The sequence below is a fragment of the Streptomyces sp. GB4-14 genome (genome assembly GCF_022696125.1).
In the GTDB taxonomy this organism is placed as follows: domain Bacteria; phylum Actinomycetota; class Actinomycetes; order Streptomycetales; family Streptomycetaceae; genus Streptomyces; species Streptomyces werraensis.
This window is the reverse complement of record NZ_RZHO01000002.1, coordinates 4,733,459-4,758,130: the sequence shown is the minus strand read 5'-3', so window position 1 is coordinate 4,758,130 and position 24,672 is coordinate 4,733,459. Positions and strand designations below refer to the sequence as shown.

26 protein-coding genes and 1 tRNA gene are annotated in these 24,672 nt (G+C 73.1%); 10 read left to right on the top strand and 17 right to left on the bottom strand.

The window, feature by feature from the left end; genetic code table 11:
* Positions 1-22: 22 nt before the first annotated feature.
* Positions 23-1,453, bottom strand: coding sequence for an HtaA domain-containing protein (locus ELQ39_RS23000; protein WP_242593723.1), 1,431 nt, complete (start codon positions 1,451-1,453; stop codon positions 23-25).
* Between the two features lie 103 nt (positions 1,454-1,556).
* Between ELQ39_RS23000 and ELQ39_RS22995 the strand changes: the two genes are divergently transcribed.
* The 4 genes from ELQ39_RS22995 to ELQ39_RS22980 all read left to right on the top strand — a co-directional run bounded on the left by ELQ39_RS22995 (position 1,557) and on the right by ELQ39_RS22980 (position 5,612).
* On the top strand, positions 1,557-2,573 hold the full coding sequence (locus tag ELQ39_RS22995) for a heme/hemin ABC transporter substrate-binding protein (protein ID WP_242593721.1): 1,017 nt from the start codon (positions 1,557-1,559) through the stop codon (positions 2,571-2,573).
* Positions 2,574-2,578: 5 nt separating this feature from the next.
* Entirely contained in the window at positions 2,579-3,664 is a 1,086-nt protein-coding gene (locus ELQ39_RS22990) for a FecCD family ABC transporter permease (RefSeq protein WP_391672745.1), read from the top strand.
* Positions 3,661-4,497 carry a heme ABC transporter ATP-binding protein gene (locus ELQ39_RS22985; RefSeq protein ID WP_242593719.1) on the top strand — a complete coding sequence of 279 codons (837 nt, stop codon included), beginning with the start codon at positions 3,661-3,663 and terminating at the stop codon, positions 4,495-4,497. Before ELQ39_RS22990 ends, ELQ39_RS22985 begins: the two co-directional genes overlap by 4 nt.
* A 122-nt stretch (positions 4,498-4,619) precedes the next feature.
* Positions 4,620-5,612, top strand: coding sequence for a hypothetical protein (locus ELQ39_RS22980; protein WP_242593717.1), 993 nt, complete (start codon positions 4,620-4,622; stop codon positions 5,610-5,612).
* A 33-nt stretch (positions 5,613-5,645) separates the two neighbouring features.
* Here the strand turns inward: ELQ39_RS22980 and ELQ39_RS22975 are convergent, their stop codons facing one another.
* On the bottom strand, positions 5,646-6,380 hold the full coding sequence (locus tag ELQ39_RS22975; RefSeq protein ID WP_190000345.1) for a bifunctional DNA primase/polymerase: 735 nt from the start codon (positions 6,378-6,380) through the stop codon (positions 5,646-5,648).
* Between the two features lie 215 nt (positions 6,381-6,595).
* Here ELQ39_RS22975 and ELQ39_RS22970 point away from each other — a divergent pair, with 215 nt between their 5' ends.
* A complete protein-coding gene (locus ELQ39_RS22970) occupies positions 6,596-7,477 on the top strand; it encodes a glycerophosphodiester phosphodiesterase (RefSeq protein WP_225626733.1) in 882 nt (293 codons plus the stop codon).
* Positions 7,478-7,486: 9 nt separating this feature from the next.
* Here the strand turns inward: ELQ39_RS22970 and ELQ39_RS22965 are convergent, their stop codons facing one another.
* The gene (locus ELQ39_RS22965; protein WP_190000347.1) at positions 7,487-8,107 is read right to left on the bottom strand and encodes a TetR/AcrR family transcriptional regulator; all 621 of its coding nucleotides are present in this window, start codon (positions 8,105-8,107) and stop codon (positions 7,487-7,489) included.
* A gap of 141 nt (positions 8,108-8,248) precedes the next feature.
* On the opposite strand from ELQ39_RS22965, the gene ELQ39_RS22960 reads away from it, so the two are divergent.
* The gene (locus ELQ39_RS22960; RefSeq protein ID WP_190000348.1) at positions 8,249-8,452 is read left to right on the top strand and encodes a DUF6243 family protein; all 204 of its coding nucleotides are present in this window, start codon (positions 8,249-8,251) and stop codon (positions 8,450-8,452) included.
* 6 nt (positions 8,453-8,458) lie between these two features.
* Here ELQ39_RS22960 and ELQ39_RS22955 read toward each other — a convergent pair whose 3' ends face one another.
* The 3 genes from ELQ39_RS22955 to ELQ39_RS22945 form a co-directional block, all read right to left on the bottom strand.
* Entirely contained in the window at positions 8,459-9,460 is a 1,002-nt protein-coding gene (locus ELQ39_RS22955) for a small ribosomal subunit Rsm22 family protein (protein ID WP_242593715.1), read from the bottom strand.
* A 516-nt stretch (positions 9,461-9,976) separates the two neighbouring features.
* On the bottom strand, positions 9,977-11,146 hold the full coding sequence (locus ELQ39_RS22950) for a serine hydrolase domain-containing protein (RefSeq protein WP_242593713.1): 1,170 nt from the start codon (positions 11,144-11,146) through the stop codon (positions 9,977-9,979).
* Complete coding sequence (locus ELQ39_RS22945) at positions 11,107-12,444, bottom strand: multidrug effflux MFS transporter (protein WP_242593711.1); 1,338 nt, start codon at positions 12,442-12,444, stop codon at positions 11,107-11,109. Before ELQ39_RS22945 ends, ELQ39_RS22950 begins: the two co-directional genes overlap by 40 nt.
* Positions 12,445-12,583: 139 nt before the next feature.
* On the opposite strand from ELQ39_RS22945, the gene ELQ39_RS22940 reads away from it, so the two are divergent.
* Positions 12,584-13,609, top strand: coding sequence for a Gfo/Idh/MocA family protein (locus ELQ39_RS22940; protein ID WP_225626738.1), 1,026 nt, complete (start codon positions 12,584-12,586; stop codon positions 13,607-13,609).
* Here ELQ39_RS22940 and ELQ39_RS22935 read toward each other — a convergent pair.
* Positions 13,596-15,251: an alkaline phosphatase D family protein gene (locus ELQ39_RS22935; RefSeq protein ID WP_242593709.1), complete on the bottom strand. Its 1,656-nt coding sequence runs from the start codon at positions 15,249-15,251 to the stop codon at positions 13,596-13,598. The two genes, ELQ39_RS22940 and ELQ39_RS22935, sit on opposite strands and share 14 nt — an antisense overlap.
* A gap of 137 nt (positions 15,252-15,388) precedes the next feature.
* On the opposite strand from ELQ39_RS22935, the gene ELQ39_RS22930 reads away from it, so the two are divergent.
* Positions 15,389-16,165 carry an SDR family oxidoreductase gene (locus tag ELQ39_RS22930; RefSeq protein WP_242593707.1) on the top strand — a complete coding sequence of 259 codons (777 nt, stop codon included), beginning with the start codon at positions 15,389-15,391 and terminating at the stop codon, positions 16,163-16,165.
* 251 nt (positions 16,166-16,416) lie between these two features.
* Here ELQ39_RS22930 and ELQ39_RS22925 read toward each other — a convergent pair whose 3' ends face one another.
* The 6 genes from ELQ39_RS22925 to ELQ39_RS22900 all read right to left on the bottom strand — a co-directional run bounded on the left by ELQ39_RS22925 (position 16,417) and on the right by ELQ39_RS22900 (position 19,918).
* On the bottom strand, positions 16,417-17,427 hold the full coding sequence (locus ELQ39_RS22925; protein ID WP_242593705.1) for an aldo/keto reductase: 1,011 nt from the start codon (positions 17,425-17,427) through the stop codon (positions 16,417-16,419).
* A gap of 78 nt (positions 17,428-17,505) precedes the next feature.
* Positions 17,506-17,886, bottom strand: a complete 381-nt coding sequence (locus ELQ39_RS22920) for a hypothetical protein (protein WP_242593704.1) — start codon at positions 17,884-17,886, stop codon at positions 17,506-17,508.
* 161 nt (positions 17,887-18,047) lie between these two features.
* A tRNA-OTHER gene (locus tag ELQ39_RS22915) sits at positions 18,048-18,170 on the bottom strand.
* Between the two features lie 140 nt (positions 18,171-18,310).
* Positions 18,311-19,042, bottom strand: coding sequence for a DUF7873 family protein (locus tag ELQ39_RS22910; RefSeq protein WP_190000357.1), 732 nt, complete (start codon positions 19,040-19,042; stop codon positions 18,311-18,313).
* A gap of 202 nt (positions 19,043-19,244) precedes the next feature.
* Positions 19,245-19,673, bottom strand: a complete 429-nt coding sequence (locus tag ELQ39_RS22905; RefSeq protein WP_242593703.1) for a PIN domain-containing protein — start codon at positions 19,671-19,673, stop codon at positions 19,245-19,247.
* Positions 19,670-19,918: a type II toxin-antitoxin system Phd/YefM family antitoxin gene (locus tag ELQ39_RS22900; protein ID WP_242593702.1), complete on the bottom strand. Its 249-nt coding sequence runs from the start codon at positions 19,916-19,918 to the stop codon at positions 19,670-19,672. The genes ELQ39_RS22905 and ELQ39_RS22900 overlap by 4 nt, the downstream gene beginning before the upstream one ends.
* 110 nt (positions 19,919-20,028) lie before the next feature.
* Between ELQ39_RS22900 and ELQ39_RS32730 the strand changes: the two genes are divergently transcribed.
* Together ELQ39_RS32730 and ELQ39_RS22885 are read left to right on the top strand one after the other, a co-directional pair.
* Positions 20,029-20,421: a DUF397 domain-containing protein gene (locus ELQ39_RS32730; RefSeq protein ID WP_443334348.1), complete on the top strand. Its 393-nt coding sequence runs from the start codon at positions 20,029-20,031 to the stop codon at positions 20,419-20,421.
* Between the two features lie 208 nt (positions 20,422-20,629).
* Entirely contained in the window at positions 20,630-21,856 is a 1,227-nt protein-coding gene (locus ELQ39_RS22885; RefSeq protein ID WP_225642208.1) for a cytochrome P450, read from the top strand.
* Positions 21,857-21,978: 122 nt separating this feature from the next.
* Here the strand turns inward: ELQ39_RS22885 and ELQ39_RS22880 are convergent, their stop codons facing one another.
* The 4 genes from ELQ39_RS22880 to ELQ39_RS22865 are packed head-to-tail and all read right to left on the bottom strand — an operon-like array spanning position 21,979 to position 24,635.
* Positions 21,979-23,259, bottom strand: a complete 1,281-nt coding sequence (locus tag ELQ39_RS22880; RefSeq protein ID WP_242593701.1) for a cytochrome P450 — start codon at positions 23,257-23,259, stop codon at positions 21,979-21,981.
* Entirely contained in the window at positions 23,256-23,873 is a 618-nt protein-coding gene (locus ELQ39_RS22875; protein WP_190000361.1) for a GTP-binding protein, read from the bottom strand. The genes ELQ39_RS22880 and ELQ39_RS22875 overlap by 4 nt, the downstream gene beginning before the upstream one ends.
* Positions 23,854-24,213, bottom strand: a complete 360-nt coding sequence (locus tag ELQ39_RS22870; protein WP_019522447.1) for a DUF742 domain-containing protein — start codon at positions 24,211-24,213, stop codon at positions 23,854-23,856. The genes ELQ39_RS22875 and ELQ39_RS22870 overlap by 20 nt, the downstream gene beginning before the upstream one ends.
* Positions 24,210-24,635, bottom strand: a complete 426-nt coding sequence (locus ELQ39_RS22865; protein ID WP_190000362.1) for a roadblock/LC7 domain-containing protein — start codon at positions 24,633-24,635, stop codon at positions 24,210-24,212. The genes ELQ39_RS22870 and ELQ39_RS22865 overlap by 4 nt, the downstream gene beginning before the upstream one ends.
* Positions 24,636-24,672 lie beyond the last annotated feature (37 nt).

Here is a 24,672-nt window from a genome sequence, read left to right as displayed (position 1 = left end):
GCCTCCTTGGAGGTGAACGGAATCAGTGGTCCTGCGGGGTGTCCGCGGCGTCCTTGCCTGCGCGGCGCCTGCGTACGAGGAGCGCGGCCGCGCCGGCGAGCACCAGCAGGGTTCCGGCCGCGAGGGAGAGGGGAAGTACGGGGGACGTGCCGTCGTCGTCCGTTCCGGTGTCCTGCGCGACCGGCTCGGGCGAGGCGTCGGAGGGGGACGGGGACGCCGTCGGGGTGGTGGTCGGGGCGCTGCCGAGATCGGGGAGGGCGGGGAGTGCGACGGTGCCGGTGAGGGCGACGGCCAAGGAGACCGGGTCCATCGCCGTGCCCGCCGGGTACATCCCGCCGAAGGCCTGCGCGCCCCGCGCGGTGAGCTTCGCGGGGGCCTCGGTGACGGTGACGAGGCCGTTATTCGCCTCGAGGTTCCTGGCGGTGAAGGTGACCAGCGGGACCTTGCGGCCGGAGTGCTCCGAAGACGTGATGTCGGCGTAGAGGGTGCCCTTGCCGTCCTCGACGGTGACGCGGACGCCGGCGATCCTCAGATCGAGGCCGTGGCGGCCGGTGAAGCGGACGGTTCCGCGGAAGGCCGCGGTGAGGTCGCGGTGCTCGAACGTCCCCTGGCCGCCTGGGAAGCGGAAGACGGCGCCGCCGTCGAGGGCTCCGGAGGTCAGGGTCCAGCTGCCGCGGGCGATCTCCCCGGTGACGTACTCGCGGAAGGTGCGGCGCACGCCCCAGTCGACGGCTCCGTCGACGAGCGCGGTGTTGTTCGCGGCCTTCCCCGCCTTCTCGCTCTTCGTGGGCCGCGGGCTCTTCGTGGCGGGGCTCTTGGTCGCCGTGCTCCGCGCCTGCCGGACGTCGGCGGAGAGGCTGACCGGGTCGAGGGCGGTGCCGGCCGTGTAGTAGCCGGCGAAGGAGGTGGCGCCCTGGGCGGTGAGGGTGGCGGGCAGGTTGTCCAGCACGACGGAGGTGCCGCCGCCGCGCATGTCCACGCCGCCGAGGGAGAGGGAGGCGAAGGGCACCTGACGGGACGTCGTGACCGCCCCGGTGTCCTTCGCCTTGCTGGTGATGTCCACGTAGAGCGTGCCGGAGCCGCCCGATACGGACACGGTGGGATTGCTGAGGGTCAGGTCGAGCTGGTGCGCTCCGCTGTCGGTGCGGTGCCCCACGAAGTGCACCCCGCCGGAGAAGGCGGCGCGGAAGGCGCCTGTGTCGCCGTCGTACGTCCCGGTCGCCGAGTGGAAGCGGAAGCCGCTGCCGCCGACCGTGGCCGCGCCCCCGGTGAGGGCGTAACTGCCCTGCGCCACGGGGCCGGTGACGTAGCGCTGGAACGACGTCTTGATGCCCCAGTCGAGCCTGCCGCCCTGGACGGTACGGCTCTCGGCGTGCGCCGTCGTGGCCGGGACGAGCGCGCCCAGGAGGGCTGCGCAGAGCACGGTGACCAGAGCGCGAAGACGCGTGGGCATGGCAGGTCCTCCCGGAAGCCGGGCCGGTAGCGAACGAAGGTAAGGCTAACCTAAGCTGCACCTCGGTCGACATCCACCATCGCCGGAAAGAACGGACGGACCCGTGCGACGCTTGCGCACACAACTGGCGGGAGCACTGCTGTCCGTGCTCGCCCTCTCCCTCACCACGACCGCGTGCGGAGGCTCCTCCGACGCGGCCTCCCCCTCCCCCGCGGCCGCCCCCGCGGGGACGGCCGACCGCGTCGAGCCCCTGCCCTCCACCCCCCGGCCGAGGCTCCCGGTGACCGTCCGGTCCGCCGACGGCCGGAAGGTGACGGTGGCGCAGGCGGAGCGGGTCGTCCCGCTGTCCGGCAGCCTCAGCGAGATCGTGTTCGCCCTCGGCCTCGGTGACCGGGTCGTCGCCCGCGACGTCACCGCCACCTTCGAGCAGGCGGCCGCTCTGCCGGTCGTCACCCGGGGCCATGACGTCTCCGCCGAGGGCGTGCTGTCCCTGCGCCCCGACCTGGTCATCGCCGAGTCCACCACCGGCCCCGACGAGGCCGTGGAGCAGATCCGGGCGGCCGGCGTGCCCGTCCTCGTCGTCGAGGGCGCCACCGGGCTCGACGACGTCGGCCCGCGTATCGAGGCCGTCGCCGAGTCGCTCGGTGTGCCGTCCGCGGGCGAGGAGCTGATCCGGCGTACGGAGGAACGCATCGCCACCGTCGCAGAGTCCGTACCGGCGGAGAAGGAGAAGCCACGGGTCGCCTTCCTGTACCTGCGCGGCTCCGCCTCCGTGTATCTCATCGGCGGCAAGGGCTCCGGCGCCACCTCGCTCATCGAGGCGGCCGGGGCGGTGGACGCGGGCGCCGCGTCCGGCCTGGAGAAGGACTTCACCGCCATCACCAGTGAGGCCCTCGTCAAGGCGGCCCCGGACGCGCTGCTCGTGATGTCGAAGGGACTGGAGTCGGTCGGCGGCGTCGACGGGCTGGTGAAGATCCCCGGCATCGCCCAGACCCCGGCCGGGACGGACCGGCGGATCGTCTCCGTCGAGGACGGCGTGCTGCTCAACTACGGCCCGCGCACCGACCAGGTGCTCGCCTCCGTCGTGGAGCAGCTCCACGGCGACGGCGGTGCGCGGTGAGCGTCCTGGCCAAGACACCGTCCGGCACAGGACCCCAACGGCAGGCCGATACGCCCGACCGGCGCCGCGGCGTCCCCTGGCTGCTGACGGCCGGGCTGATCGCGGCTCTCGTCGTGCTGGTGCCCGTGGCGGCCCACACCGGCGCCTACCCCGTGCCCGTCGGGGACGTGCTCGCCTCCGTGCAGCACCGGACGGGCCTGGGCGGCACGGAACTGGACCGGGTCGCCGAGTCGGTGCTGTGGAACGTGCGTTTTCCGCGCATCGTGCTCGCCCTGCTGGTCGGGGCGTCGCTGGGGTGCGCGGGCGCGTTGATGCAGGGCGTGTTCGGCAACCCGCTCGCCGAGCCGGGTGTCATCGGCGTCTCCTCCGGCGCGGCGGTCGGCGCGGTGGCCGCCATCGCGCTCGGGCTGAACTTCGCCGGCAACTGGACGGTCTCGCTGCTCGCGTTCGTCGCCGGACTCGCCACCGTGCTGCTCGTGTACGCGATGTCCCGTTCGGGCGGGCGTACCGAGGTGGTGACGCTGATCCTCACCGGTATCGCGGTGAACGCCTTCGCGGGCGCGCTGATCGGGCTGTTCCTGTTCTTCGCGGACACCGCCGCCGTCAACCAGATCACCTTCTGGCAGCTCGGCTCGCTGTCCCAGGCGACCTGGCCGAAGGTGCTGGCGGTGCTGCCGTGCGCGGTGCTCGGGCTGGGCGTCGCGCCCCTGTACGCCCGCCGTCTGGACCTGCTGGCGTTGGGCGAGCGGCCCGCCCGCCACCTGGGCGTGGACGTGGAGCGGCTGCGGATCGTGCTGGTCCTGGTGATCGCGCTGCTCACCGCGGCCGCGGTGAGCGTGTCCGGCATCATCGGCTTCGTCGGTCTGGTCGTCCCGCACCTGCTGCGGATGGTGGCCGGACCCGGGCACCGCTTCCTGCTGCCGGGCAGCGCGCTGCTGGGCGCGCTGGTGCTGCTGGCGGCGGACCTGACGGCCCGTAGGGTCGCCGAACCGGCCGAACTCCCCCTCGGTGTCCTCACGGCGCTGCTCGGCAGCCCGTTCTTCTTCTGGCTGCTGCGCCGTACCCGGCGCAGGCAGGGAGGCTGGGCATGAGGTCCCTGGGCATGATCCGTCTGCGTCATCGTCCCGTCCCGCCGGCCCCCGCCGCGCCCGGTGACGTCCTCGCCGAGGCCGAGGGCGTGTCCGTACGGCTCGGCGACCGCCAGGTGCTCACGGACGTGGGCGTGCGGGTCCGCGCGGGCGAGGTGCTGGCGCTCGTCGGGCCCAACGGGGCGGGCAAGTCGACCCTGTTGAGCGTCCTGGCCGCCGATCTGCCGCCCGCCGCGGGTGCCGTACGCATCCACGGCCGGGAGACCGCGGAGTGGTCCGCGCCCGAACTCGCCCTGCGCCGCGCAGTGCTGCCGCAGTCGACCAACCTGTCCTTCCCGTTCACGGTCGAGGAAGTGGTGCGGATGGGCCGGGCGCCCTGGACCGGCGCACGGCCCGAGGAGGACGAGGCGGCCGTCACCGAGGCGATGGCCGCGACCGAGGTGACCGCGTTCGCGGCGCGCCCGTTCTCCGCGCTGAGCGGGGGAGAACGGGCCCGGGTGGCGCTCGCCCGGGTGCTCGCGCAGCGCGCCCCGCTGCTGATGCTCGACGAGCCGACGGCCGCGCTCGACCTGCGCCACCAGGAGTTGGTGCTGCGACTGTGCCGGGAGCGGGCGCGGGCCGGGGACGCGGTGGTGGTGGTCCTCCACGACCTCGGCCTCGCCGCGGCCTACGCCCACCGCGTGGCGGTCCTGCGCGCGGGCCGCGTCGCGGCGGACGGCCCTCCGGAGGAGATCTTCACGGGGTCCCTCCTGTCGGAGGTCTACGACCAGCCGGTCGAGGTTCTGCCGCATCCGCGGACGGGGGCGGTGCTGGTGCTTCCCGTGCGGGAGCGGTGAGGACGTGCGGCGCCGCCCGGTGGGCAAGGTCACGGAGTGGCTGCTCTGACCGGTCCCCGCGTCCGGCGGTGCGGGCGTCCCGGTAGGGTTCGCCTCCGGGAAGGGGAAGGTGAAGCAACCGGATGAGCAGGGATCTTCGTAGGCTCCACGGACTCCGCGGGCCCCGCCGTACCGCGCTGGTCGCGGCCTCCGTGACCGCGCTGTCGCTCACGGCGAGCGGCTGTGTGGTGGTGCACGGCGAGCGCGAGGTGCTCCCGGCGGTCACCCGCGCCGAAGCCGCCGAGGCGCTCAAGGAGTTCACGGCCGCGTACAACGCCGCCGACAAGGCGTACGACTCCTCCCTGGACGCCGACCGCACCACCGGGGCGCTCGCCGACATCGACGGGGCGCGGCTCAAGGCGGGCAAGGTCAACCACCCGGACGGAAACCCGGCTCACGCCCCGCTGGAGCTGACCGACGCGAAGTTCACCATCCCCGCCAAGGCGGGCTGGCCGCGCTGGTTCCTCGCCGACACGGCCGCCAACAAGGGCGGTGACGTCCGCTGGCTGCTGGTGTTCACCCGCGACGCGCTGGACGACCCGTGGGAGGTGGCGTACCTGACGCTGGTCTCCCCGGACGACGTGCCGGAGTTCAAGACGGACGAGGACGGCTGGGCCGAGGCCGTCCCCGCGAACTCCACCGATGTCGCCGTCGCGCCGGGCGAGTTGAGCCAGAAGTACGCCACGTACCTGAAGGACGGCGGGGACGCTTTCGGGGAGGGGCCGCACACCAGCGGGTGGCGGGACACCCGTAAGCAGAAGTCGGTGCGGCCGGGTCTGGCGACGCAGTACATCGACGAGCCGCTGGTGAACGGCGACTACGCGCCGCTGGCGCTGCGCACGGCGGACGGCGGGGCGCTGGTGTTCTTCACGACACGGCACTTCGAGAAGCAGACGGCGGCGGCCGGGGCGACGGTGCCGACGCCGAACGCGGACGTGCTGGCGCTGACCAGCGGAGAGATACGCCAGTCGCTGACGATGGAGTTCGTCTCGAACGAGGTGGCGCTGGACCCGGCGGACGGTCCGGTGGAGGTGCTGGGGCGGATCCAGGGGCTGACGTCCGCGAAGGGCGAGTAGCGGCGGCGTCGCGGGCCGGCGTGCGTCAGTGGTTCAGTGGCGGAGGGGCCAGGCGGTCCCGGTGGGGTCGGGCCGGCCGTCCGCGTACCGGGCGCAGGCGTCCGTGAGGTACTCCAGCAGGGTCAGCGGGTCGGGCAGCGGATGCTCGGGGCCGCGTACCCAGCGGACCGACGGGTCGTCGTCGCCGGGGAGGCGGGCGGGCGGGACGAGGACGTAGGAGCCCCGGCAGTGCCAGCGCAGTCCGGGATGCTCGTCCATGGTCTCCGGATGGCAGTCCAGCTCGCACGGCCACCACTCGTCCTCGTCCTCGGGGGTGCCCCGGGTGAGGGTGAAGAACAGCAGGCGGCCGTCGTCGCTCTCGGCGACCGGGCCGACGTCGACCCCGGCCTCCAGCAGGCGGTCCAGGGCCTTGCGGCCCGCGTCGAGGGGGACGTCGAGGACGTCGTGCACCATGCCGGTGGCGGTGATGAAGTTGGCCTGCGGCTGGTGGCGGGCCCAGCGCTCGATCTGGGCGTGGTCGGTGGTCGACTGGGTCTGCCAGGCGAAGGACACCGGGTGCCGGGCGGGGGTGGGACAGCCCACGCGGTCGCAGGAACAGCGGTAGCCGGCGGGGTGCGCGGCGGGCGCGAGCGGCAGTCCCGCCCCGGCGGCGGCGAGCAGCAGGGCCTCACGGCCGCCGTCACCGGCGGCCTGCTTCGGGCGGCGTCCTCGCAGCCACTGGGAGAGTTTGCCCTGCCGGCCGCTCCGGCCGCCGAACTCCGCGCTCATCTATCCCCTCGCCTCGCCGTCGTGCGCTCCAGCATGCCCTATGGTCCCACGATCGTGCGCATCGGGGGCCCGGAGCCCGTAATCACCGCAGGTGGGACGAGGGTGACGGCACCGGGCGCAAGCTGACCGGTGGGGCGAACAGGACATCCCCCGGGAGGCCGCGGAACGGGTGTCATTGCACGGTTCGCCCTGATGAGCCCGCCTACCGTGGCGCCATGGTCATGTGGATCGCGTCGTCGGCGCCGGCCGCCCTGGTGTCCGTGGTGTCCCTGGCCGCGATGACGCTCACCGGGCACGGCGGCTCGCACCCGCTGGAGTGGGGCGACGGCCCCCTGACGGTGGACTCGCTGCCCCGGGTGACGTACGTGGCGCATCGCGGCGGGGCGCGCGAGGTGCCGGAGAACAGCATGTCAGGGCTGATGGCGGCGTACCGGCGCGGCACGGCGCAGGTGCTGGACTTCGACACCCGGGTACTGCGGGACGGCACGCCGGTGGTCTTCCACGACGCGACCCTGAACCGGACGACCTTCCTGGGCGGGGAGGTGCGGAAGCTGGACGCGGAGGAGTGGAAGGGGGTGCGGCTGCGCCCGCGCGACCGGCTGCCGGGGAGCTGGCGGTCGGAGCGGCCGCCGACGGTCGAGGAGGTGCTGGACCGGCTGGGCGGGCGGATCCTGCTGATGCTGGAGCTGAAGGATCCGGCCGGTCTTGAGCGGGTGGCCGGGATGATCCGGGCGCGGGGGCTGACCCGGTCGGTGTTCGTCAACACCAACGACCCCCGGGTCGCGGACCGGGTGCACCGGCTGGGGCTCCCGGCCCAGCTGTGGCGCTCGGCCGAGCAGATGCGCACCGACCGGCCGGAGCGGTGGCGTTCCTTCGTGGACGTGCTGGACGTCGACGTCCGCGCGCGGGACGCGGATGTGCGGCGGGCGGTGCGGTCGGGGATCCCGCGGGTGTGGGCGCACACCGTCGTCACCCCGGCCCAGCGCGACCGCGCCCTGGCGCTCGGCTGCGACGGCGTCCTCACGGACGCGCCGGGGCGGCTGGCACGGTACCGGACGCGGGTGCCGGGGCCGGTCAGCTCGGTGACGGGGCGGTGAGGGCGGGCCTCAGCGGGGGGCGAGGCCGTGCAGGGCGTAGTCGACGAGGGTGTCGGTGTACTCGTAGGTGATCGGGCCGGTGTACTGGAGCCAGCGCTGGGCGAGCGGGGAGACGAAGAGTTCCAGGGCGATGCGCGGGTCGATGTCGGGGCGGACCTCCCCGGTCTCCTGCGCGGTGCGCAGCCGGTCGACGTAGAGCTGGAGCTGGGGGCCGAGGAGCTGGGCGACGAAGCGGCGGCCGAGTTCCTCGTTGACGACGCCCTCGGCGGCCAGGGCGCGGGAGGGCGCCTCGAAGGCGGGGTTGCCCAGCTCGTCGACCGTGGCGCGCAGGACGCTCTTCAGGTCGGCGGCGAGGTCCCCGGTGTCCGGGATGGTGTACGGCACGTGTCCGGCGGCCTCGGCGGCCTGGTTGCCCAGGTCGAGGAACGCCTCGAGCAGCACGTCCGCCTTCGACGACCACCAGCGGTAGATCGTCTGCTTGCCGACGCCGGCGCGGGTGGCGATCCCCTCGATGGTGGTCTTCGGGTACCCCACCTCGGCGACGAGGGCGAGGGCGGCGTCGTAGATGGCACGACGGGACCGCTCGCTGCGGCGCGAGGTGTCGGGGGCGGACGACTGGTTCTGGGCCATGGCCCGAATTTATCAGGTTGACAAGACGCCGCGTCTCGCCGGACGCTGGTACGGCTGGAAAGCGAGACGAACCGTCTCGTTTCGTTACCGTCGACTGTCGGGCGTCTGTCGTGCGCTTCGACTGTCGGAAGGGAGCTCCTCATGGCTCGAGGCGGAAACATGCTGGGCGTCGGTGGCACCCGGCAGCACCTGGGCCGCAAGGCCCTGCGCGGCGGAGGCCCGGCCGGCCGCATCGGCGGCGGCATGGACCCCCAGGCCCAGAAGCGCGCGCTGCTGCGCAAGCTCCAGGAACAGCGCGACGCGCGCCAGGAGGGCGAGGCGGGTCAGGAGAAGGAGCAGGGCTGACGGCCGTCAGTCCTGCGCGGACCGCGGCGGCCACGGGTCGCCCCAGTCCGTGTCGCGCGCGGCGCGGTAGAGGGCGCCGTGGCGCTTGGTGACCGTGGTGCGCCGCAGGGCCGGGTCCGTCTCGCAGAGGTCGAGGAGGACCTGCCCCTTGCGGATCTGCGGCTTGCGGACGACGCGGGCGGAGGCCGGGGTGACCGGCAGCCGGGTCGCGGCGACGTAGCTGAACTTCTCGTCCTCGTAGGCCAGGGTGCCGCCCTTGATCTGGCGGTGCAGCGAGGAGCGGCTGACGCGTGCCGAGAAGTGGCACCAGTCCGTGCCGGGCACGATCGGGCAGGCCGCGCTGTGCGGGCAGGGCGCGGCCACGCGGAATCCGGCGGCGACCAGACGCTCGCGGGCCTCGATCATGCGGGCGTAGCCGTCGGGGGTGCCGGGTTCCACGATCACCACGGCCCGCGCGGCGCCGGCGGCGGCGTCGACGAGCGCCGCCCGGTCGGGGGCGGTGAGTTCGTTGAGCACGTAGGAGACGGTGACGAGGTCGGCCGGCTCCAGGGTGAGCGCGGACCCGATCCGGGCGCGCTCCCAGCGGGCGCCGCGCAGGGCGGGGTGACCGGCGGCCAGTTCACGGCCGAGGTCGAGCGCGGGCGCGGCCCAGTCCAGCACGGTCACCGGACGCTCCCCGTCCCACGTCGCGCTCACCGCCCACGCCGCCGCGCCGGTCCCGCCGCCCACGTCGACATGGCTCCCGGGCGCCCACCCGGGCACGGCGTCGGCGAAGGCCCGCAACGCCGCGTGCACCGCCTCGAAGGTGGCGGGCATCCGGTACGCGGCGTACGCGGCCACGTCGGCGCGGTCGCGCAGGATGGGGGCGTCGGTGGGGGTGGCGCCCCGGTAGTGACCGATCAGCCGCTCGACGGCCTGACCGGCCTGCCGCGCCGGAATCCCGTCGAGCAGCCCGCTGAGGGCGGCACGCAGGGAGTCGGCGGTGGGGAGGGGGGCGGGGGCGTTCACCCGGAGATTCTATTGCCCCCTCCGGGGGCCTCTGTCCCGCGCGCGGCCCCGCGGGCCGGGGGTACGCAGCTCGTCGCGGCGAGGGGGCGGGGCAGGCGCCGCTCGATGCGTCGGTGCCGAGTGGCCAACTCCCCCGACGAGGGGGCGGGGCGCCCGTACGCCCGGTCCTCGACCCACGAGAGCCCCAGGACCACATCGGTACCCCCGGCGGAGCGCGCACCGCACCCCCCGCAGGCAGAAGGGCCCACTCAGCCGGGGCCGAAGCCACCAGCACCGGGGGCCACCCCCCAGCCTTCGGCCCGTGCGGCCCCGAACCACGGCGACGCCTGGAGGGTGTGTGCCGACACGCCCCCTCGGAAGCGGAGCCGCGGGCGCGCAGGCCCGGGCACCCCGCGCGCTGCGGGGTGGGGCCGGCAGCCGCCGCGAGGGCGGCACGGCGTCACCGCGTCCACGACGTGCGGACTCCGGAGCCGCGGCGTCACTCGTGACCGGGGCCGCCCGCAGAGGCAGGCGCCGTCACCTCCCCCGCACCGCCCGTGCCACCCGCGTGGCCGCCTCCGCGCGGGGTGTGCTGTCGGGTGGGGTCGGGCGGCGGGGGTGGACCGTGTTGGCGAGGAGGACGAGGAAGGTGTCCGTGGCTCGGTCCAGGACCACGGACGTGCCGGTGAAGCCCGAGTGGCCCGCCGCGCCGTGGCCTGCCAGGGCGCCCATGAAGGAGGGCTGGTCGACGGCGAAGCCGAGGCCCGGGGCCCGGAGCATGAGGTCCACGTGGTCCGGGCCGAGGACGCGGGCCGGGCCGTACGAACCGCCCGCCAGCAGGGCGCGGCAGAAGACCGCCAGGTCGCCCGCCGTGGAGAAGAGGCCGGCGTGGCTGGCGACCCCGCCCAGCGCCCAGGCGTTCTCGTCGTGCACCTCGCCCCGCAGCATCCCCCGGTCCGCCTTGGCCCAGGGCCGCCGCTGGTCCTCGGTCGCCGCCGCGGACGGGCACGGGCCGAAGCCGGTCGCGTCCATGCCGAGCGGCCGGGTGATGCCGTCGCGCACCAGGACGTCGAGGGTGCGGCCGGTGAGCCGCTCCAGGACGTGCTGGAGCAGCAGCATGTTGAGGTCGGAGTAGCAGTACGTGCCGGGCGCCGCGACGGGCCGTTCCGCGCGCAGCATCGCCAGGCGTTCCGCGTCGTCGGCACAGTCGTGGAGGGGCAGTTCGGGGCGCAGCCCGGAGGTGTGGGTGAGCAGGTGGCGCACGGTGACGCCGTGCCGTACGGCCCCCGTGAAGTCCGGCAGGTACGTGCCGACGCGCGCGTCGAGCCCCAGCGTGCCCCGCTCGATCTGCTGCACCGCGGCCACCGTGGTGAACAGCTTGGTCACGGAGGCCAGGTCGAAGGGGGTGTCCACGGTCGTCGGCACCCGCTGCTCCGGCGGGAGCTCGACCGGCGCGTCCGTCCGCTCGTCGTGGCGGGCGTACCGCACCGCCCAGCCCGCCGCCTCCTCCACCGCGATCACCGGACCGCGACCGACGACCACCACCGCGCCCGCGGCCCAGGGCCGTGGCCCCTCGGTGCGGGCGCGTACCTCCTGGACCAGACGCCGCAGTTCCCCGGCGTCCAGCCCGGCGCGTTCCGGGGTGCCCCGGCGCAGTCGCGGGGTGCTCAGACGCCCCCGCCCATCGTGCTCGTCCCGCTCTTCCACGGGCGGCACATTCCCAGGAAGCAGGCCGTCGCCACCAGGGCGGAGGCCAGCTGGACGACGGCCATCGGGACGGCGGTGTCCTCACCGGCGATGCCGACCAGCGGGGAGGCGATCGCGCCGATGAGGAAGGACGTCGTGCCGAGCAGGGCGGACGCGGAGCCGGCCGCGTGCCGGGCCCGCATCAGCGGGAGCGTCTGGGTGTTGGGCATGACGACGCCCATGGACGACATCAGCACGAACAGCGCCACGGCGACCGGCACCAGGCCCGTCTCGCCGAACACGCCCAGCGACATCAGCAGCAGCGCGGTCGCGGCGGCGACCACGACGGCGAGTCCCGCGCCGAGCGCCTTGTCCAGCCGCACCCGTCCGACCAGGATCTTCCCGTTGACCTGGCCCATGATCATCAGGCCGATCGAGTTGAGCCCGAACAGCAGGCTGAAGGTCTGCGGGGAGGCGCCGTAGATCTCCTGCATGACGAACGGGGAGGCCGCGACGTACGAGAAGAGGGAGGCGAAGGCGAAGCCGCCGGTGAGCATGTAGCCGGTGAAGACCCGGTCGGCGAGGAGCCGGCGCATCGGCGCGAGGGCCTCACGGACGTTGCCGCCGTGCCGGTCGGCGAGGGCCAGCGTCTCGGGCAGTCTGGTCCACACCAGCGCCGTCAGCAGCACGCCGAGGACGGTCAGGACGACGAAGACGCCCCGCCAGTCCGTGAACCGCAGCACCTGACCCCCGATCAGCGGCGCCAGGATCGGCGCCATGCCGGAGATCAGCATGAGGGTCGAGAAGAAGCGGGCCAGGGCGACGCCGTCGTACAGGTCGCGGGCGACCGCCCGCGCGATGACGATGCCGGCCGCGCCCGCGAGCCCCTGCGCCAGCCGGCAGGCGACGAGGAGTTCGACGGTCGGCGCGAAGGCGCACAGCGCGGTGGCCACGACGTAGATGACGAGACCGACGAGCAGCGGCCGGCGCCGGCCCCAGCGGTCGCTCATCGGGCCGACCACGAGCTGCCCGAGCGCCATGCCGGCCAGACAGGCGGTGAGAGTGAGCTGGACGGTCGCGGCGGGCGCGCTCAGCGACCGGGTGACCTCCGGCAGGGCAGGGAGGTACATGTCCATCGCCAGCGGCGTCACGGCGGTGAGGCCGCCCAGTATGAAGGTGACCAGCAGACCGGCCCGCGACGCCCCGCCGCCGGTGCGCCGTCCCGGCGGAGCCGCCGCCGCGCCCGGAGGGGCCACTGCCCCCGCCCCCGGTGCCCCGTCATGGGTCGATTTCGATATGGACGCCCCGCCCTCGGGCATGTGCCCCTCCCTTTTCACGCCGACAGCTCCCTATGCTCTCAGCTCGTACGGAGTGCTCGGCGTCGACGGCGATGTCATGGGAGCGCTTCCATCGGCCATCGTCGACGATACGGCGAACGACACGATCAGGGTGGGACGGATGACAGAGCAGAAGGTGCGCTGGGGGATCCTGGCGACCGGCGGCATGGCCGCGACGTTCACGGCGGACCTGGTGGACATGCCCGACGCCGAGGTCGTCGCGGTGGCGTCCCGCTCGGTGGAGTCGGCGAAGACCTTCGCCGACCGGTTCGGCATACCGCGCGCCTACGGCGACTGGGAGGCGCTCGCGGCGGACGACGGTCTCGACGTCGTCTACGTCGCCACCCCGCACTCGGCGCACCGCGCGGCCGCCGGGATGATGCTGGAGGCCGGACAGCACGTGCTGTGCGAGAAGCCGTTCACGCTCAACGCGCGCGAGGCGGCCGAGCTGGTCGCGCTGGCGCGGGACGGCGGACGCTTCCTGATGGAGGCCATGTGGATGTACTGCCACCCCATGGTGCGCCGCCTCAAGTCCCTGGTCGCCGACGGCGCCATCGGCGAAGTACGGCACGTGCAGGCGGACTTCGGCCTCGCGGGCCCGTTCCCGGCCACGCACCGGCTGCGCGACCCCGCGCTCGGCGGCGGCGCGCTGCTGGACCTCGGGGTGTACCCGGTGTCGTTCGCCCAGCTGCTGCTCGGCGAGCCTTCGGACGTGGCGGCGCGCGCGTCGCTGTCCGAGGAGGGCGTCGACCTGCAGACGGGGGCGCTCCTCTCCTGGGAGAACGGCGCCCTCGCCTCGGTGCACTGCTCCATCGTGGGCGGTACGGCCACCTCCGCTTCGGTCACCGGGTCGGAGGGCCGCATCGACATCCCGGACGGCTTCTTCTTCCCGGAGCGGTTCGTGCTGCACCGGGACGGGCGGGACGCCGAGGAGTTCGCCGCCGACCCGGCCGACGGCCCGAGGGCCAGCCTCAAGCACGAGGCGGCGGAGGTGATGCGGGCGCTGCGGGCCGGGGAGACGGAGTCGCCGGTGGTCCCGCTGGACGGCACGCTCGCCGTGATGCGGACGCTCGACGCGATCCGGGACCGCGTCGGCGTCCGCTACCCGGGCGAGGACACGAACGGCGCGGCGGTCACGCCGGCTTGAGCCCCGGGTCCCCCGCCTCCGTGACGAAGGAGGCGGCGGTGGTGAGCGGCGCGCCCTGCGTGGTGACGTGGGAGACCGTCTTGAAGTCGGCGCGCGCCCGCTCCGGGCCGAGGGTCACGGTCGTGTAGCCGCGCAGGCCGTTGTAGAAGCGCATGTGCGGGTTGGCGGCGGTCAGGTTGTCGTAGTTGGCGGGCCTGGCCGACCCGTTGCCGCCGCTGGTGACCGAGGTGGTGACGATCTCGGTGCCCACGGTCTTCGAGCCGGGGTCGGCGAAGTCCCGCTTGATGTCGAAGCCGTAGTGGACGTGCACGTCGCCGGTGAGGACCATCAGGTTCTCGACGCCGGCGGCCTGCGCGCCGGCCAGGACGCGCTCGCGGGAGGCCGGATAGCCGTCCCAGGAGTCCATGGAGACCTTGGCGGGCGGGGTGGGCGTGTCGAGCCGCCGGGAGAAGGTGACCTGCTGGGGCACCACGTTCCACACGGCGTCGGAGCGGCGCCAGCCGTCGAGCAGCCAGCGCTCCTGGGCGGCGCCGGTGAGGGTGCGCGAGGGGTCCTCGGACTCGGGGCCGGGGTGCTGCCAGCCGTCGCCGTAGGCCTGGTTGGAGCGGTACTGGCGGGTGTCGAGCACGTCGAACTGGGCGAGCCTGCCCCAGTGCAGCCGGCGGTACAGCTTCAGGTCGGGGCCCTCGGGGCGCTGGGGCCGGCGCAGCGGCATGTTCTCCCAGTAGGCGCGGTAGGCGGCGGCCCGGCGCAGCAGGAACTCCTCCGGCGGGACGCTGTTCTCGGGGGTGTCGCCGGCGTAGTTGTTCTCGGTCTCGTGGTCGTCCCAGGTGACGACGAAGGGGTGTGCGGCGTGCGCGGCCCTGAGGTCGGGGTCGGACTTGTAGAGGGCGTACCGCAGCCGGTAGTCCTCCAGCGTCACGGTCTCATGGTTGAACAGGCCGGAGGGCAGGGTGCCGGCCGGGTAGGCGCGGGCGCCGGCGGCGTCGTTCACCGCGTACTCGTAGAGGTAGTCGCCGAGGTGGAGGACGACGTCGAGGTCCTCCTCGGCGAGGTGCCGGTAGGCGGTGTAGTAGCCCTGGTCGTAGCGCTGGCAGGAGACGATGCCGAAGGAGAGTTCGGCGGCGCGGCTGCGCGGCGCGGGGGCGGTGCGGGTGCGGCCGGCGGGGCTGACGAAGCGGCCGGCGCGGAAGCGGTAGTGGTAGACGCGGCCGGGGGCGAGCCCGCCGGCCTCGACGTGCACGGTGTGGTGGAACTCGGGGTGGGCGGTGGCCTTCCCGCGTCTGACGACACTGCGGAAGCGGGTGTCGAGGGCGAGTTCCCACTCCACGGTGACGCGGCGGGCGGGCAGCCCGCCGTCGGCCTGGTACGGGACGGGCGCGAGGCGGGTCCACAGCAGCACCGAGTCGGGGTGCGGGTCGCCTGAGGCGACGCCGAGGGTGAAGGGGTCGTCCGTGAGCTGCGCGGTGTCCAGTTCGGCGGCGGCCGCGGTGCCCGCGCCGGGCACGCCGACGGCGAAGGCGAGCGCGGCGGCGGCGCCGGTGGCGGTCAGGAAGCGGCGGCGGCCGATGTGGCGGGCGACGGCGCGGAGTTCGGGGGCGTGGGACGGGCAGGCGTGGGGTGTCGTGAGGTCCTGCGTCATGGGTCCTCCCCTGGCGGACGAGTGGGTGCGGGAGGAATTGCAGTGGCCGGGGACGACGCAGTGTTGACGCGTACACAGCATCCGGGTGACGGTCGTATGAGGTCCGCATGGCGAGCCCTCGCCTACGCTGCGGTGCCATGAACGCCAAGGAAACGGACGGACGGGGCGGACGGACCGGGGTCGCGGTGGTCACCGGGGCGGGCTCCGGCATCGGACGCGCGGTGACCCGTGAACTGCTGCGCGGGGGCTGGTCGGTGGTGCTGGCGGGGCGCAGGTCGACGACGCTGGAGGAGACGGCGGGGGCGGCCGGCGGGGAGACCCTGGTGGTGCCGACGGACGTGTCACGACCGGAGGACGTGGAGGCGCTGTTCGCGGCGACGGTCGGGCGCTTCGGGCGGGTGGACCTGCTGTTCAACAACGCCGGTACGTCGGGCCCCGGCGGGGTGCCGGTGGAGGAGCTGCCGTACGAGGCGTGGCGGCACGTGGTGGACACCAACCTCAACGGGGCGTTCCTGTGCGCGCAGGCGGCGTACCGGCAGATGAAGGGGCAGACCCCGCAGGGCGGCCGGATCATCAACAACGGGTCGGTCTCCGCGCACGTCCCGCGCCCGCGGTCGGTCGCCTACACGGCCACGAAGCACGCGTTGACGGGCCTGACCAAGTCGCTGGCGCTGGACGGCCGTCCGTACCGCATCGCGGTGGGCCAGATCGACATCGGGAACGCGGCGACGGAGATGACGGAGCGCATGCGGACCGGGGTGGTGCAGGCGAACGGGGAGATCGCGCCGGAGCCGGTGATGGACGTCGCGGACGTGGCGCGCACCGTGCGGCACATGGCGGAACTGCCGCTTGAGGCGAACGTGCAGTTCGCGACGGTGCTGGCGACGGGGATGCCGTACGTGGGGCGGGGCTGAGGCGTGCGCACCGGCGGCGCGCCGCTCGGCGCACCGCGATCCCCACAACCGGAATTAATACATCCGCACCATTGCGGCCGGTGGAGAACCTATGCTCAACTTCTCTGCACCAAAGCTTCACAGTTGAGGTAGCGGTCTTCCGTTGAGCCACATCCAGGGGGGAGGCGGCAGCCGTTCCACACCGCCGGCTGGGGGTGGCCCCGCGCGGGACCGCGGGTGCACACCGGCGGGTGGAACGGCTGCCGCACGTCTCACGCGGCCCCTGTCGCTTGCCGCTTGCGCTGGAGGATGTGCTCGACCTCCGCCATCTGCTGTCCGGTCAAGGGCCCCTTGGCGAGCGCGCCGGCGTTCTCCTCGGCCTGGGCGACGGAGCGGAAGCCGGGGATGGGCACGGTGCGCGGACTGCGGCCCCACAGCCAGGCCAGGGCGCCCTGTGCGAGGGTGCGGCCGCCGCTGGTGAGGACGTCCCGCAGCGCGTCGACGCGGGCCAGCCACTCGGGGTCGGCGCCCCTGCCGTCGCCGAACCCCTGCAGCCAGGCGGGCGGACGGCTGCGGATGTCCCCGGCCTCGAGCGGCCGGCCGCTGCGGTGCTTGCCGGTCAGCAGGCCCATGGCGAGCGGGCTGCGGTTGACGGACGCGAGATCTGCCTCCTCGCAGAGCTGGAGCATCTCGGGGGCGTCGTCGAGGACGTTGAGCGCGTGCTGCACGGCGGCGCAGTGCGGCCCTTCGGCGAAGACGGCGGCGCGTGCGGGGTCGTCGGTGCTCCAGGCGTACGCCCGGACCAGTCCCTCCGCCACCAGCTCCTCGCACGCGTCCCGCAGCCGGGCCGCCCGGCCGGGGTCGGCGTCGGCGAGGTGCAGCTGGTAGAGGTCGACGTGGTCGGTGCCGAGCCGGCGCAGGGAGGCGGTCAGGGCACGGCGGAGGTGCTCCGGGGAGTCGTCGGAGCCGGTGAGGGTGCGGGTGCCGGGGTCGAAGAGGTTGCCCCACTTGGTGGCGACGACGACGTCGTCACGCCGCGAGCCGAGCGCCCTGCCGAGGACCAGCTCACTGTGCCCGGTGCCGTAGACGTCGGCGGTGTCGAAGAAGGTGACACCGAGGTCGAGGGCCCGCCGGATCGCCCGCACGGACTCCTCGTCGTCGACCTTCCCCCACCCGAGCGGCTGCCCGGCCCGGTCCTGCCACTCCCCACCGATCGCCCAGCACCCGAACCCGAGCGCGCTGACCTGGATACCACTGCGTCCCAGTGTGCGTGTGAACTCCATGCGGGGGACGGTAGGAGTTGGAGTGCGCGCCAGGGCAAGGGGGTCGTCGAACTCCGGCGGGAGACGGGACGCGGGGAGTCACTCGTCCGTTGTCACCGCCCGCTCGACGCTCCCGGGGGTCGCCCCCACCGTGACCGGTACCGCGAAGCCGTACGTGTCGTCGCAGAAGATCAGCTCCTCCGTCGCCGGGACCAGACGCCGGTACCAGCACGCGAAGCGCACCGCGAGGTGCAGTGGGCCTTCGAGGTAGAGGCAGGTGCCGTCGGCGTGGGAGCGGCCTTCGAGGCGGTCGCCCGCCTCCTCGTACTGCCACGTCACGTCCCGTACTTCGCGTCCGGGTGCGCCGGGGCTGGTCACGGAGATCCGCGCGTCGGGCCAGTGCATGCGGAGGGCTCGCGTCAGATCGTCCCGGTCGACGGCCTGGCCGGCCTTCTTCCCGAACACGGCGAGGTAGGTCACGAGCCCACCCTCCCGTGGGGTCACGACGTGGCGGAGCCCGGGAGTCGTATCCAGCTCCCGGGCCCCTGGGGATGCCACCCAATTCGCACGCCGGCGGCGCGTGAGAACGGATCAGTCGTCAGGCCGTCGTGTTCTTCCTTTGAACTACCGCGCCGTGACAGAGGCGCAGGCGAGAGTCGAACTCGCATCCGACGGCGTTCGTCCGTCCCCGTTCGGTCCGGCGATCGGCGGCGATGCTGAGACTGGAGCGAGAGTCTGAGATTGACCGCGGCCGCCTCTGCGACGGACCGCTCTTCAGGCTGAACTTCAGTTTCAGCTTGCGCTCCTGACACGAACCGGTCCTCACCCGGCCCGCGCCCCGTAGCGCACCCCCGCGCTCGCACGCGGGGGCGATCGTGGATGCCACCTGTGGCCGCGCCGCGCGTCAGCCGAACAGGTAGCCGAAGACCGCGTCGCCGACCCGCTGGTCGGTGACCTCGGCGCCGTTGGCCTCCTCACGGGCGAACTTCACGGCCTGCTGGAGCTTCTCGACGCGCTCCAGCAGCTCGTTCACCCGCCGCGCCGGAAGGGCGCCGGAGAACTTCACGGTGGTCCAGTATCCGATCGGCACGTCCTCGTAGTACACCTCGACCTGCGCCGGGTGCTTCTCCGTGGCCTCCGCCTTGACGTGATTGCGCGGCACCTTCTTGGTGCGGATCGTGCGTACCGGGTCGGTCTTCCACCAGTCCGTGGACGGGTCGAGGGACCAGGACTCGGCGGCGTCCAGCGTCGGCAGCTTCTTGACGAAGCCGTGCAGTTCGGCGAGCTGCTTCTCGAGGAAGAGCAGATAGCTGACGGGGACGTCGGCGACCAGCGTCCGCCCGTCGACCGTGACGTCCGCGCGGGCCCGGCAGTTGGCCCAGTCCTTGGTCGCGGTGACGTCGAACAGCCGCGTCAGCGAGGCGGACACGTCGCGCAGCACGTCCTCGGCCTGCACCTGCACCCGCGTGGACTCGGGCGGCAGCTGCTCGCCCTCCTCGTCCTTCGGCTGGTACGTGCGCGAGATGCCGGCCAGCAGCGCCGGCTTCTGCACCTTGGCGTGCGCGGCGTTGATGTCCTGGAGCGACTTGCTCTTGACACCCTTCTCGACCGCGATGATCTGGTTCAGCTTGGTCACGGGCTCCCCCTTCGAACAGCGGGAACCTACCGCGGGCGGCGGGGGCCCGTCGCCGCATTTTCCGCGTACGACTCCCGGGCGGGTGACGTCGGACCCCAGGCCGCGGCGGACCGGGGGGCCGGGTTCGGCCGGCGCGAACGTCGTCGTCAGGTATCTCGGCCTTCATGTCGCGCACTGCCTGTCCGGCGAACGCCCCTCGGCCTCACTGGTCGTCGGGCCACAGGCGGAACGCGGTGTGCCCGGTCAGGGGGCGCACCATGCGGAAGTGCCGGCGGTCCAGGGTGAGGATCGCGTCCGTGCGGTATTCGGCCGCCATCACCACGTTCATCGTGTCCGTGAGGCCGATCTGCGGATACCTGCGCATGGTGACGAGTGCCGTCGACAGGTGCGGTTCGATCTCCGGGACCGCGTACCGGCGTACGGCTGCCTGGTCCCGGACATGGCCCAGCGCCAGCCGCGCGGCCTCGGGCCCGATCCGGGTACTCAACAGGTAGTCGAGCTCGGCCAGGACCAGCGGACTCACCACCAAATGGGAGGCGTCCGCCACGGCCTTGCGGCAGGCAGCATGCTCGGGGGCGTCCGCGTCGAACAGGGAGAACAGACCCGAGGTGTCGGCAATGAGCACGGTCACGCGCCGAAGCCTTCCAGATACGAGCCGCGACCCTGGGACCAGTCGATCCTGGTGCCGCTGTGGAACACAGGGATGTCGTCGTCGCCCATCGGGTCCGTGGGGTGATCGGGCACCGGCTCCTCCGTGACCGGCGACAGGACGGCGACCGGGCGCCCGTTCTTGGTCACGGTGATCCGCTCGCCCCGCTCAGCCGCGGCGAGAATCTTTGAGGCGTTCTGATTGAAGTCACGCGCGGTCGTCTCCATGTACTACAGAGTACTACGCCCACGAACGCGGGCGACGCGAAGTTTCCTGCCCTTCGGTCTCGGCGTCGTCGGCCAGCCCGTTGAGCCACCCGTGTTCAGCATGCTCGGCGATGCGGCGCACCTCGGCAGGGGCCGTGATCTCGTACTCCGCCCGGACCGTCTTGCCCGGGCCGTCCGGCCGTGGGCGCCAGTCCCAGCGGGCGGCCGGCGCGGCGACCAGGAGGAGGCCCGGCCGGTTCCACCGGCGGCGGGGATTCCGGGCCCAGGGCCGCCCGGCCGGGCTGGGACCCGCTCGCCCCGGGTGTCGGCGACCTCGACGCGGACGGTGGCGCAGCGGGGTCCGGTGGGGAGGAGGGCGAGACGAATGCGCGGAGGTTGCCGCCGCTACGGCAGGTGCGCACATCCGAGACTCCAAGAACGCCGCCGGGCCCGTCGTCACGGTGTCGCGTGACGCGTGGGCGGGGTTCCTCGGGCTGCTGGCCTCCTCGGAGCGGAGCGTCTGACACTCGTACTGTCACGAGAGCGCGGCCCTTCCGGACGGCAGGGATCTCGTGCGGGAGCGCCGTGACGGGAGCCCTCCGAGAGGGCGCCGCAGGGGCGATTTTCGGTCTGTTCATCGTTCAAGCGGATCCGGTCATCGGGCGGTCTGTCGCCGCTGACAGATGATCAATAACCTTGTGCGGTACACGAGTCACGATCGCAGGGAGCCCCATGTCCACCGCCCAGCAGGTGCCCGACATCCTCTCGCCCGAGTTCGCCGCCGACCCCTACCCGGCCTACCGCGTGATGCGGGAGACCGCGCCCCTCCTCTGGCACGAGGCGACCAAGAGCTACATCGTCTCGCGCTACGAGGACGTCGAGCGCGTCTTCAAGGACAAGGCCGGCGAGTTCACCACCGACAACTACGCCTGGCAGCTCGAACCGGTGCACGGCAGGACGATCCTGCAGATGAGCGGGCGGGAGCACGCCGTCCGCCGCGCCCTCGTCGCGCCCGCCTTCCGCGGCAGCGACCTGGAGCAGAAGTTCCTGCCGGTCATCGAGCGCAACTCCCGTGAACTGATCGACGCCTTCCGCCACAAGGGCTCGGCCGACCTGGTCGACGACTACGCGACCCGCTTCCCGGTCAACGTCATCGCCGACATGCTGGGCCTGGACAAGGCCGACCACCCCCGCTTCCACCGCTGGTACACCGCCGTCATCGCCTTCCTCGGCAACCTGGCGGGCGACCCCGAGGTGACGGCGGCCGGTGAGCGGACCCGCGTGGAGTTCGCCGAGTACATGCTGCCGATCATCCGCGAGCGCCGGGAGAACCCGGGCGACGACCTGCTGTCCGTGCTGTGCAGCGCCGAGGTCGACGGCGTGCGGATGAGCGACGAGGACATCAAGGCGTTCTGCAGCCTGCTGCTGGCCGCAGGCGGCGAGACCACCGACAAGGCCATCGCCGGCATCTTCGCGAACCTGCTCGCCCACCCCGACCAGCTCGCCGCCGTCCGCGCCGACCGTTCGCTGATACCCCGCGCCTTCGCGGAGACCCTGCGGTACACCCCGCCGGTGCACATGATCATGCGGCAGTCCGCGACGGAGGTCACCCTCAGCGGCGGCTCCATACCCGCCGGCGCCACCGTCACCTGCCTGATAGGCGCGGCCAACCGCGACGAGCGCCGTTACGCCGACCCGGACCGCTTCGACATCTTCCGCGAGGACCTCGCCACCACCAAGGCGTTCTCCGCCGCCGCCGACCACCTGGCCTTCGCGCTCGGCCGGCACTTCTGCGTCGGCGCGCTGCTGGCCAAGGCCGAGGTGGAGACCGGCATGAACCAGCTCCTCGACGCCATGCCGGACGTCCGTCTCGCCGACGGGTTCCGGCCGGCCGAGCAGGGTGTGTTCACCCGCGGCGTGCAGAGCCTCCCCGTCCGGTTCACGCCGGTCCAGGGCTGACCCGGTCAGCGGTCCGCGACCCCCTTTCGCACGCGCCGCCCCCGCCCCCCGGCCGGTTCCGTCCCGGCCGGTCCGCCGCGGGGGCAGCGCCCGTCGTCATACCGCCTGCCGCCCGGTGCGGGCTACTGCACCACCGGCGTGAACTGCACCGGCAGTTCCATCAGGCCCCGCATCCAGATCGACGGACGCCAGACCAGTTCCTCCGGCTCGACGGACAGCACCAGGTCCGGCAGCCGCTCCAGCAGTGTCTCGACCGCCGTCCGCGCCATCACGTCCGCCAGCAGCGGGGCCGGGTACGGGCAGCGGTGCTCGCCGTTGCTGAAGGACAGGTGCGCGGCGTTCTCCGCGCCGACGTGGCCCTCGGGCCAGATCTGCGGGTCGGTGTTGGCCGCGGCCAGGCCCAGGACCAGGCAGTCGCCCTCCCTTATCTGCCGGCCGCCGAGCTGCACGTCCCGTACCGCCCAGCGCCCGATGAAGTTCTGCGTCGGCGTGTCCAGCCACAGCACCTCGTTGAGCGCCTCGCCGACGCTGAGCCGGCCGCCCGAGACGTTCACGGCGAAGCGCTCGTCGGTCAGCAGCAGACGCAGCGTGTTGCAGACCCAGTTGGACGTCGGCTGCTCGCCCGCCGAGATCACGGAGATGAGGTCCTGGACGATCTCCTCGTCCGAGAGCCCCGCCGGGTGCATCACCATGCGCGAGGTGACGTCCGGGCCGGGAGCCGTCCGCTTCTCCTTGACCAGCTGCCGCAGCCGCTCACCCACCCGGTTGTACCCGGCGACCGGGTCCTCGCCCTCCGCCGCGTCCAGGGAGATGCGCAGGTCGTCGACCAGCCGGCGGGTGTCCTCACCGGTCGCCGGCATGCCGCACATCTGCACGACGGCGCGCATCAGGAGGGGGTGCACGTAGTCGGACATCAGCTCGGCCTGGCCGCTGCCGGCGAACCGCGCGATGAGGTCGTCGGCGATCAGCAGGCACTCGTTGGCCAGCTCGAACTGGTCGACGCCCTCCAGCGCGTCGGTGATCACACCGGCCCGCCGCCGGTGTTCGTCGCCCTCGGCGAACAGCACCGACGGCTGGTAGCCCACGTACGGCAGCAGCGGCCAGTCGGACGGGATGTTCTCCCACTGGTTCCAGCGCCGGGAGTCCCGCGCGAACAGCTCGTCGTGGCTGGTCACGTAGGAGAGCTCGGTGTAGCCCAGCACCAGCCAGGCCGGGACGCCGCCGTCGAGCAGCACCGGCGCGACGGGGCCGTGCTCGCGGCGCATCGTGCGGTACAGCTCCGAGGGCGTCTGCTGGAAGTCCAGCCCGGTCAGGCTGACCGCGCCGGCATGCGCGGGGCACCCCGGGGGCGGCCCGTCTCCGGGGCGGGCCTGCTGCGCGAAGGGATCGGCCGGATCGGTCACAGTGTCGCCTCCTTGGCGGTGGCCAGGTCGTGGAGGTGGTTCACGAGGGTGATCAGCACGTCCTTGCCGGAGGCCCGGACCCGGGCGTCGCAGTCGACCATCGGCACGTGCGCGGGAAGGGCGAGCGCCTGGCGTATCTCGTCCAGGGAGTACCGGACGCCGTCGTCGTCGAACCGGTTGACGGCGACCACGAACGGTGTGCCGTGGTGCTCCAGCCGGTCGATGGCGTACCAGGAGTCGTCCATCCGGCGCGTGTCGACGAGGACGACGGCGCCCAGGGTGCCGGAGAACAGCCGGTCCCACAGGAACCAGAAGCGTTCCTGCCCGGGCGCGCCGAACAGGTACAGCACCATGCGGTCGTTGAGGCTGATCCGCCCGAAGTCGAAGGCGACCGTGGTGGTGGTCTTCGCGGGCAGCCCGTCGGTCTCGTCGACGCCGACGCCGGCCTGCGTCATCACCTCCTCGGTGTTCAGCGGCCGGATCTCGCTCACCGAACGGACCAGGGTCGTCTTGCCCACGCCGAACCCGCCCACGACGACGATCTTCAGTCCCGTCTCCGCGGTGTCGCGCAGCGGTGTGCGGTGGGTGGGCAGCTCAGAGGTTGCGGAGTCCATGGAGCACCTCTTGGAGTAGGGCGGAATCGGGCAGGGAGGCGACGGACGCCGCCGCGCGCGGGTGGCGCGCGGTGATGCGCCCGGTGTCCAGCAGGTCACCGAGCAGGATGCGGACGACCGTGACCGGCAGCCCGAGTTCCGCGGCGATCTCGACCACGGCGACGGGGTGTTCGCACAGCTCGAGGATCCGGGCGTGCTCCGACTGCATCCCCGGCGTCGGCGCGCTCTCGCTGACGATCAGGGTGACCAGGTCGAAGGACTCGTCGGCGCGGCTGCGGCCGCCGGTGACGGTGTAGAGCCGGTCCGGGTCACCCGTGTCGACGGGTTTGCGGGGGGTCACGAGGTGCCGCTCCCCGGGGCCTCGGTTCGGGGTTCGGCCCGCAGGTGGTCGCCGATCTGCTCGACCAGCTCCATCATCTGGTGCCCGACCACGCCGGGGTCGGCCTCCTCTCCGGCGACGACGGCGAGGTGCGCGCCCTCGCCGGCCTCCACGATGAACAGCAGACCGCCGTGGAACTCGGTCATCGACTGCCGTACGCCGCCGGTGCCGTCGCCGAACTCCATGGAGGCGCCCTGGGCGAGGGCCTGGATGCCGGAGCAGATGGCCGAGAGCTGGTCGGCGAGGTCGAGGGTCAGGTGCTCGCTCCAGCAGAGCTTGAGGCCGTCCCGGGAGAGGACCAGGGCGTGCCGTGCGCCGGGGGTCCGTTCCAGGAGACCCTGCAGGAGCCAGTTGAGGCTGTTGTCGGTGGTCGTGGTCTGCATGGTGGGTGTTGGGACGGTGGTGTCCGGCCTGGCCGGT

Coding starts and splice junctions, on each gene's coding strand:
- ELQ39_RS22945 (WP_242593711.1), bottom strand. CDS start 12,444: ATGCCCGAGGGCGGGGCGTCCATATCGAAATCGACCCATGACGGGGCA.
- ELQ39_RS22885 (WP_225642208.1), top strand. CDS start 20,630: ATGTCCACCGCCCAGCAGGTGCCCGACATCCTCTCGCCCGAGTTCGCC.
- ELQ39_RS22865 (WP_190000362.1), bottom strand. CDS start 24,635: ATGCAGACCACGACCACCGACAACAGCCTCAACTGGCTCCTGCAGGGT.
- ELQ39_RS22965 (WP_190000347.1), bottom strand. CDS start 8,107: ATGGCCCAGAACCAGTCGTCCGCCCCCGACACCTCGCGCCGCAGCGAG.
- ELQ39_RS32730 (WP_443334348.1), top strand. CDS start 20,029: ATGCGGCGCACCTCGGCAGGGGCCGTGATCTCGTACTCCGCCCGGACC.
- ELQ39_RS22900 (WP_242593702.1), bottom strand. CDS start 19,918: ATGGAGACGACCGCGCGTGACTTCAATCAGAACGCCTCAAAGATTCTC.
- ELQ39_RS22980 (WP_242593717.1), top strand. CDS start 4,620: ATGAGCAGGGATCTTCGTAGGCTCCACGGACTCCGCGGGCCCCGCCGT.
- ELQ39_RS23000 (WP_242593723.1), bottom strand. CDS start 1,453: ATGCCCACGCGTCTTCGCGCTCTGGTCACCGTGCTCTGCGCAGCCCTC.
- ELQ39_RS22940 (WP_225626738.1), top strand. CDS start 12,584: ATGACAGAGCAGAAGGTGCGCTGGGGGATCCTGGCGACCGGCGGCATG.
- ELQ39_RS22960 (WP_190000348.1), top strand. CDS start 8,249: ATGGCTCGAGGCGGAAACATGCTGGGCGTCGGTGGCACCCGGCAGCAC.
- ELQ39_RS22985 (WP_242593719.1), top strand. CDS start 3,661: ATGAGGTCCCTGGGCATGATCCGTCTGCGTCATCGTCCCGTCCCGCCG.
- ELQ39_RS22930 (WP_242593707.1), top strand. CDS start 15,389: ATGAACGCCAAGGAAACGGACGGACGGGGCGGACGGACCGGGGTCGCG.
- ELQ39_RS22975 (WP_190000345.1), bottom strand. CDS start 6,380: ATGAGCGCGGAGTTCGGCGGCCGGAGCGGCCGGCAGGGCAAACTCTCC.
- ELQ39_RS22970 (WP_225626733.1), top strand. CDS start 6,596: ATGGTCATGTGGATCGCGTCGTCGGCGCCGGCCGCCCTGGTGTCCGTG.
- ELQ39_RS22925 (WP_242593705.1), bottom strand. CDS start 17,427: ATGGAGTTCACACGCACACTGGGACGCAGTGGTATCCAGGTCAGCGCG.
- ELQ39_RS22935 (WP_242593709.1), bottom strand. CDS start 15,251: ATGACGCAGGACCTCACGACACCCCACGCCTGCCCGTCCCACGCCCCC.
- ELQ39_RS22875 (WP_190000361.1), bottom strand. CDS start 23,873: ATGGACTCCGCAACCTCTGAGCTGCCCACCCACCGCACACCGCTGCGC.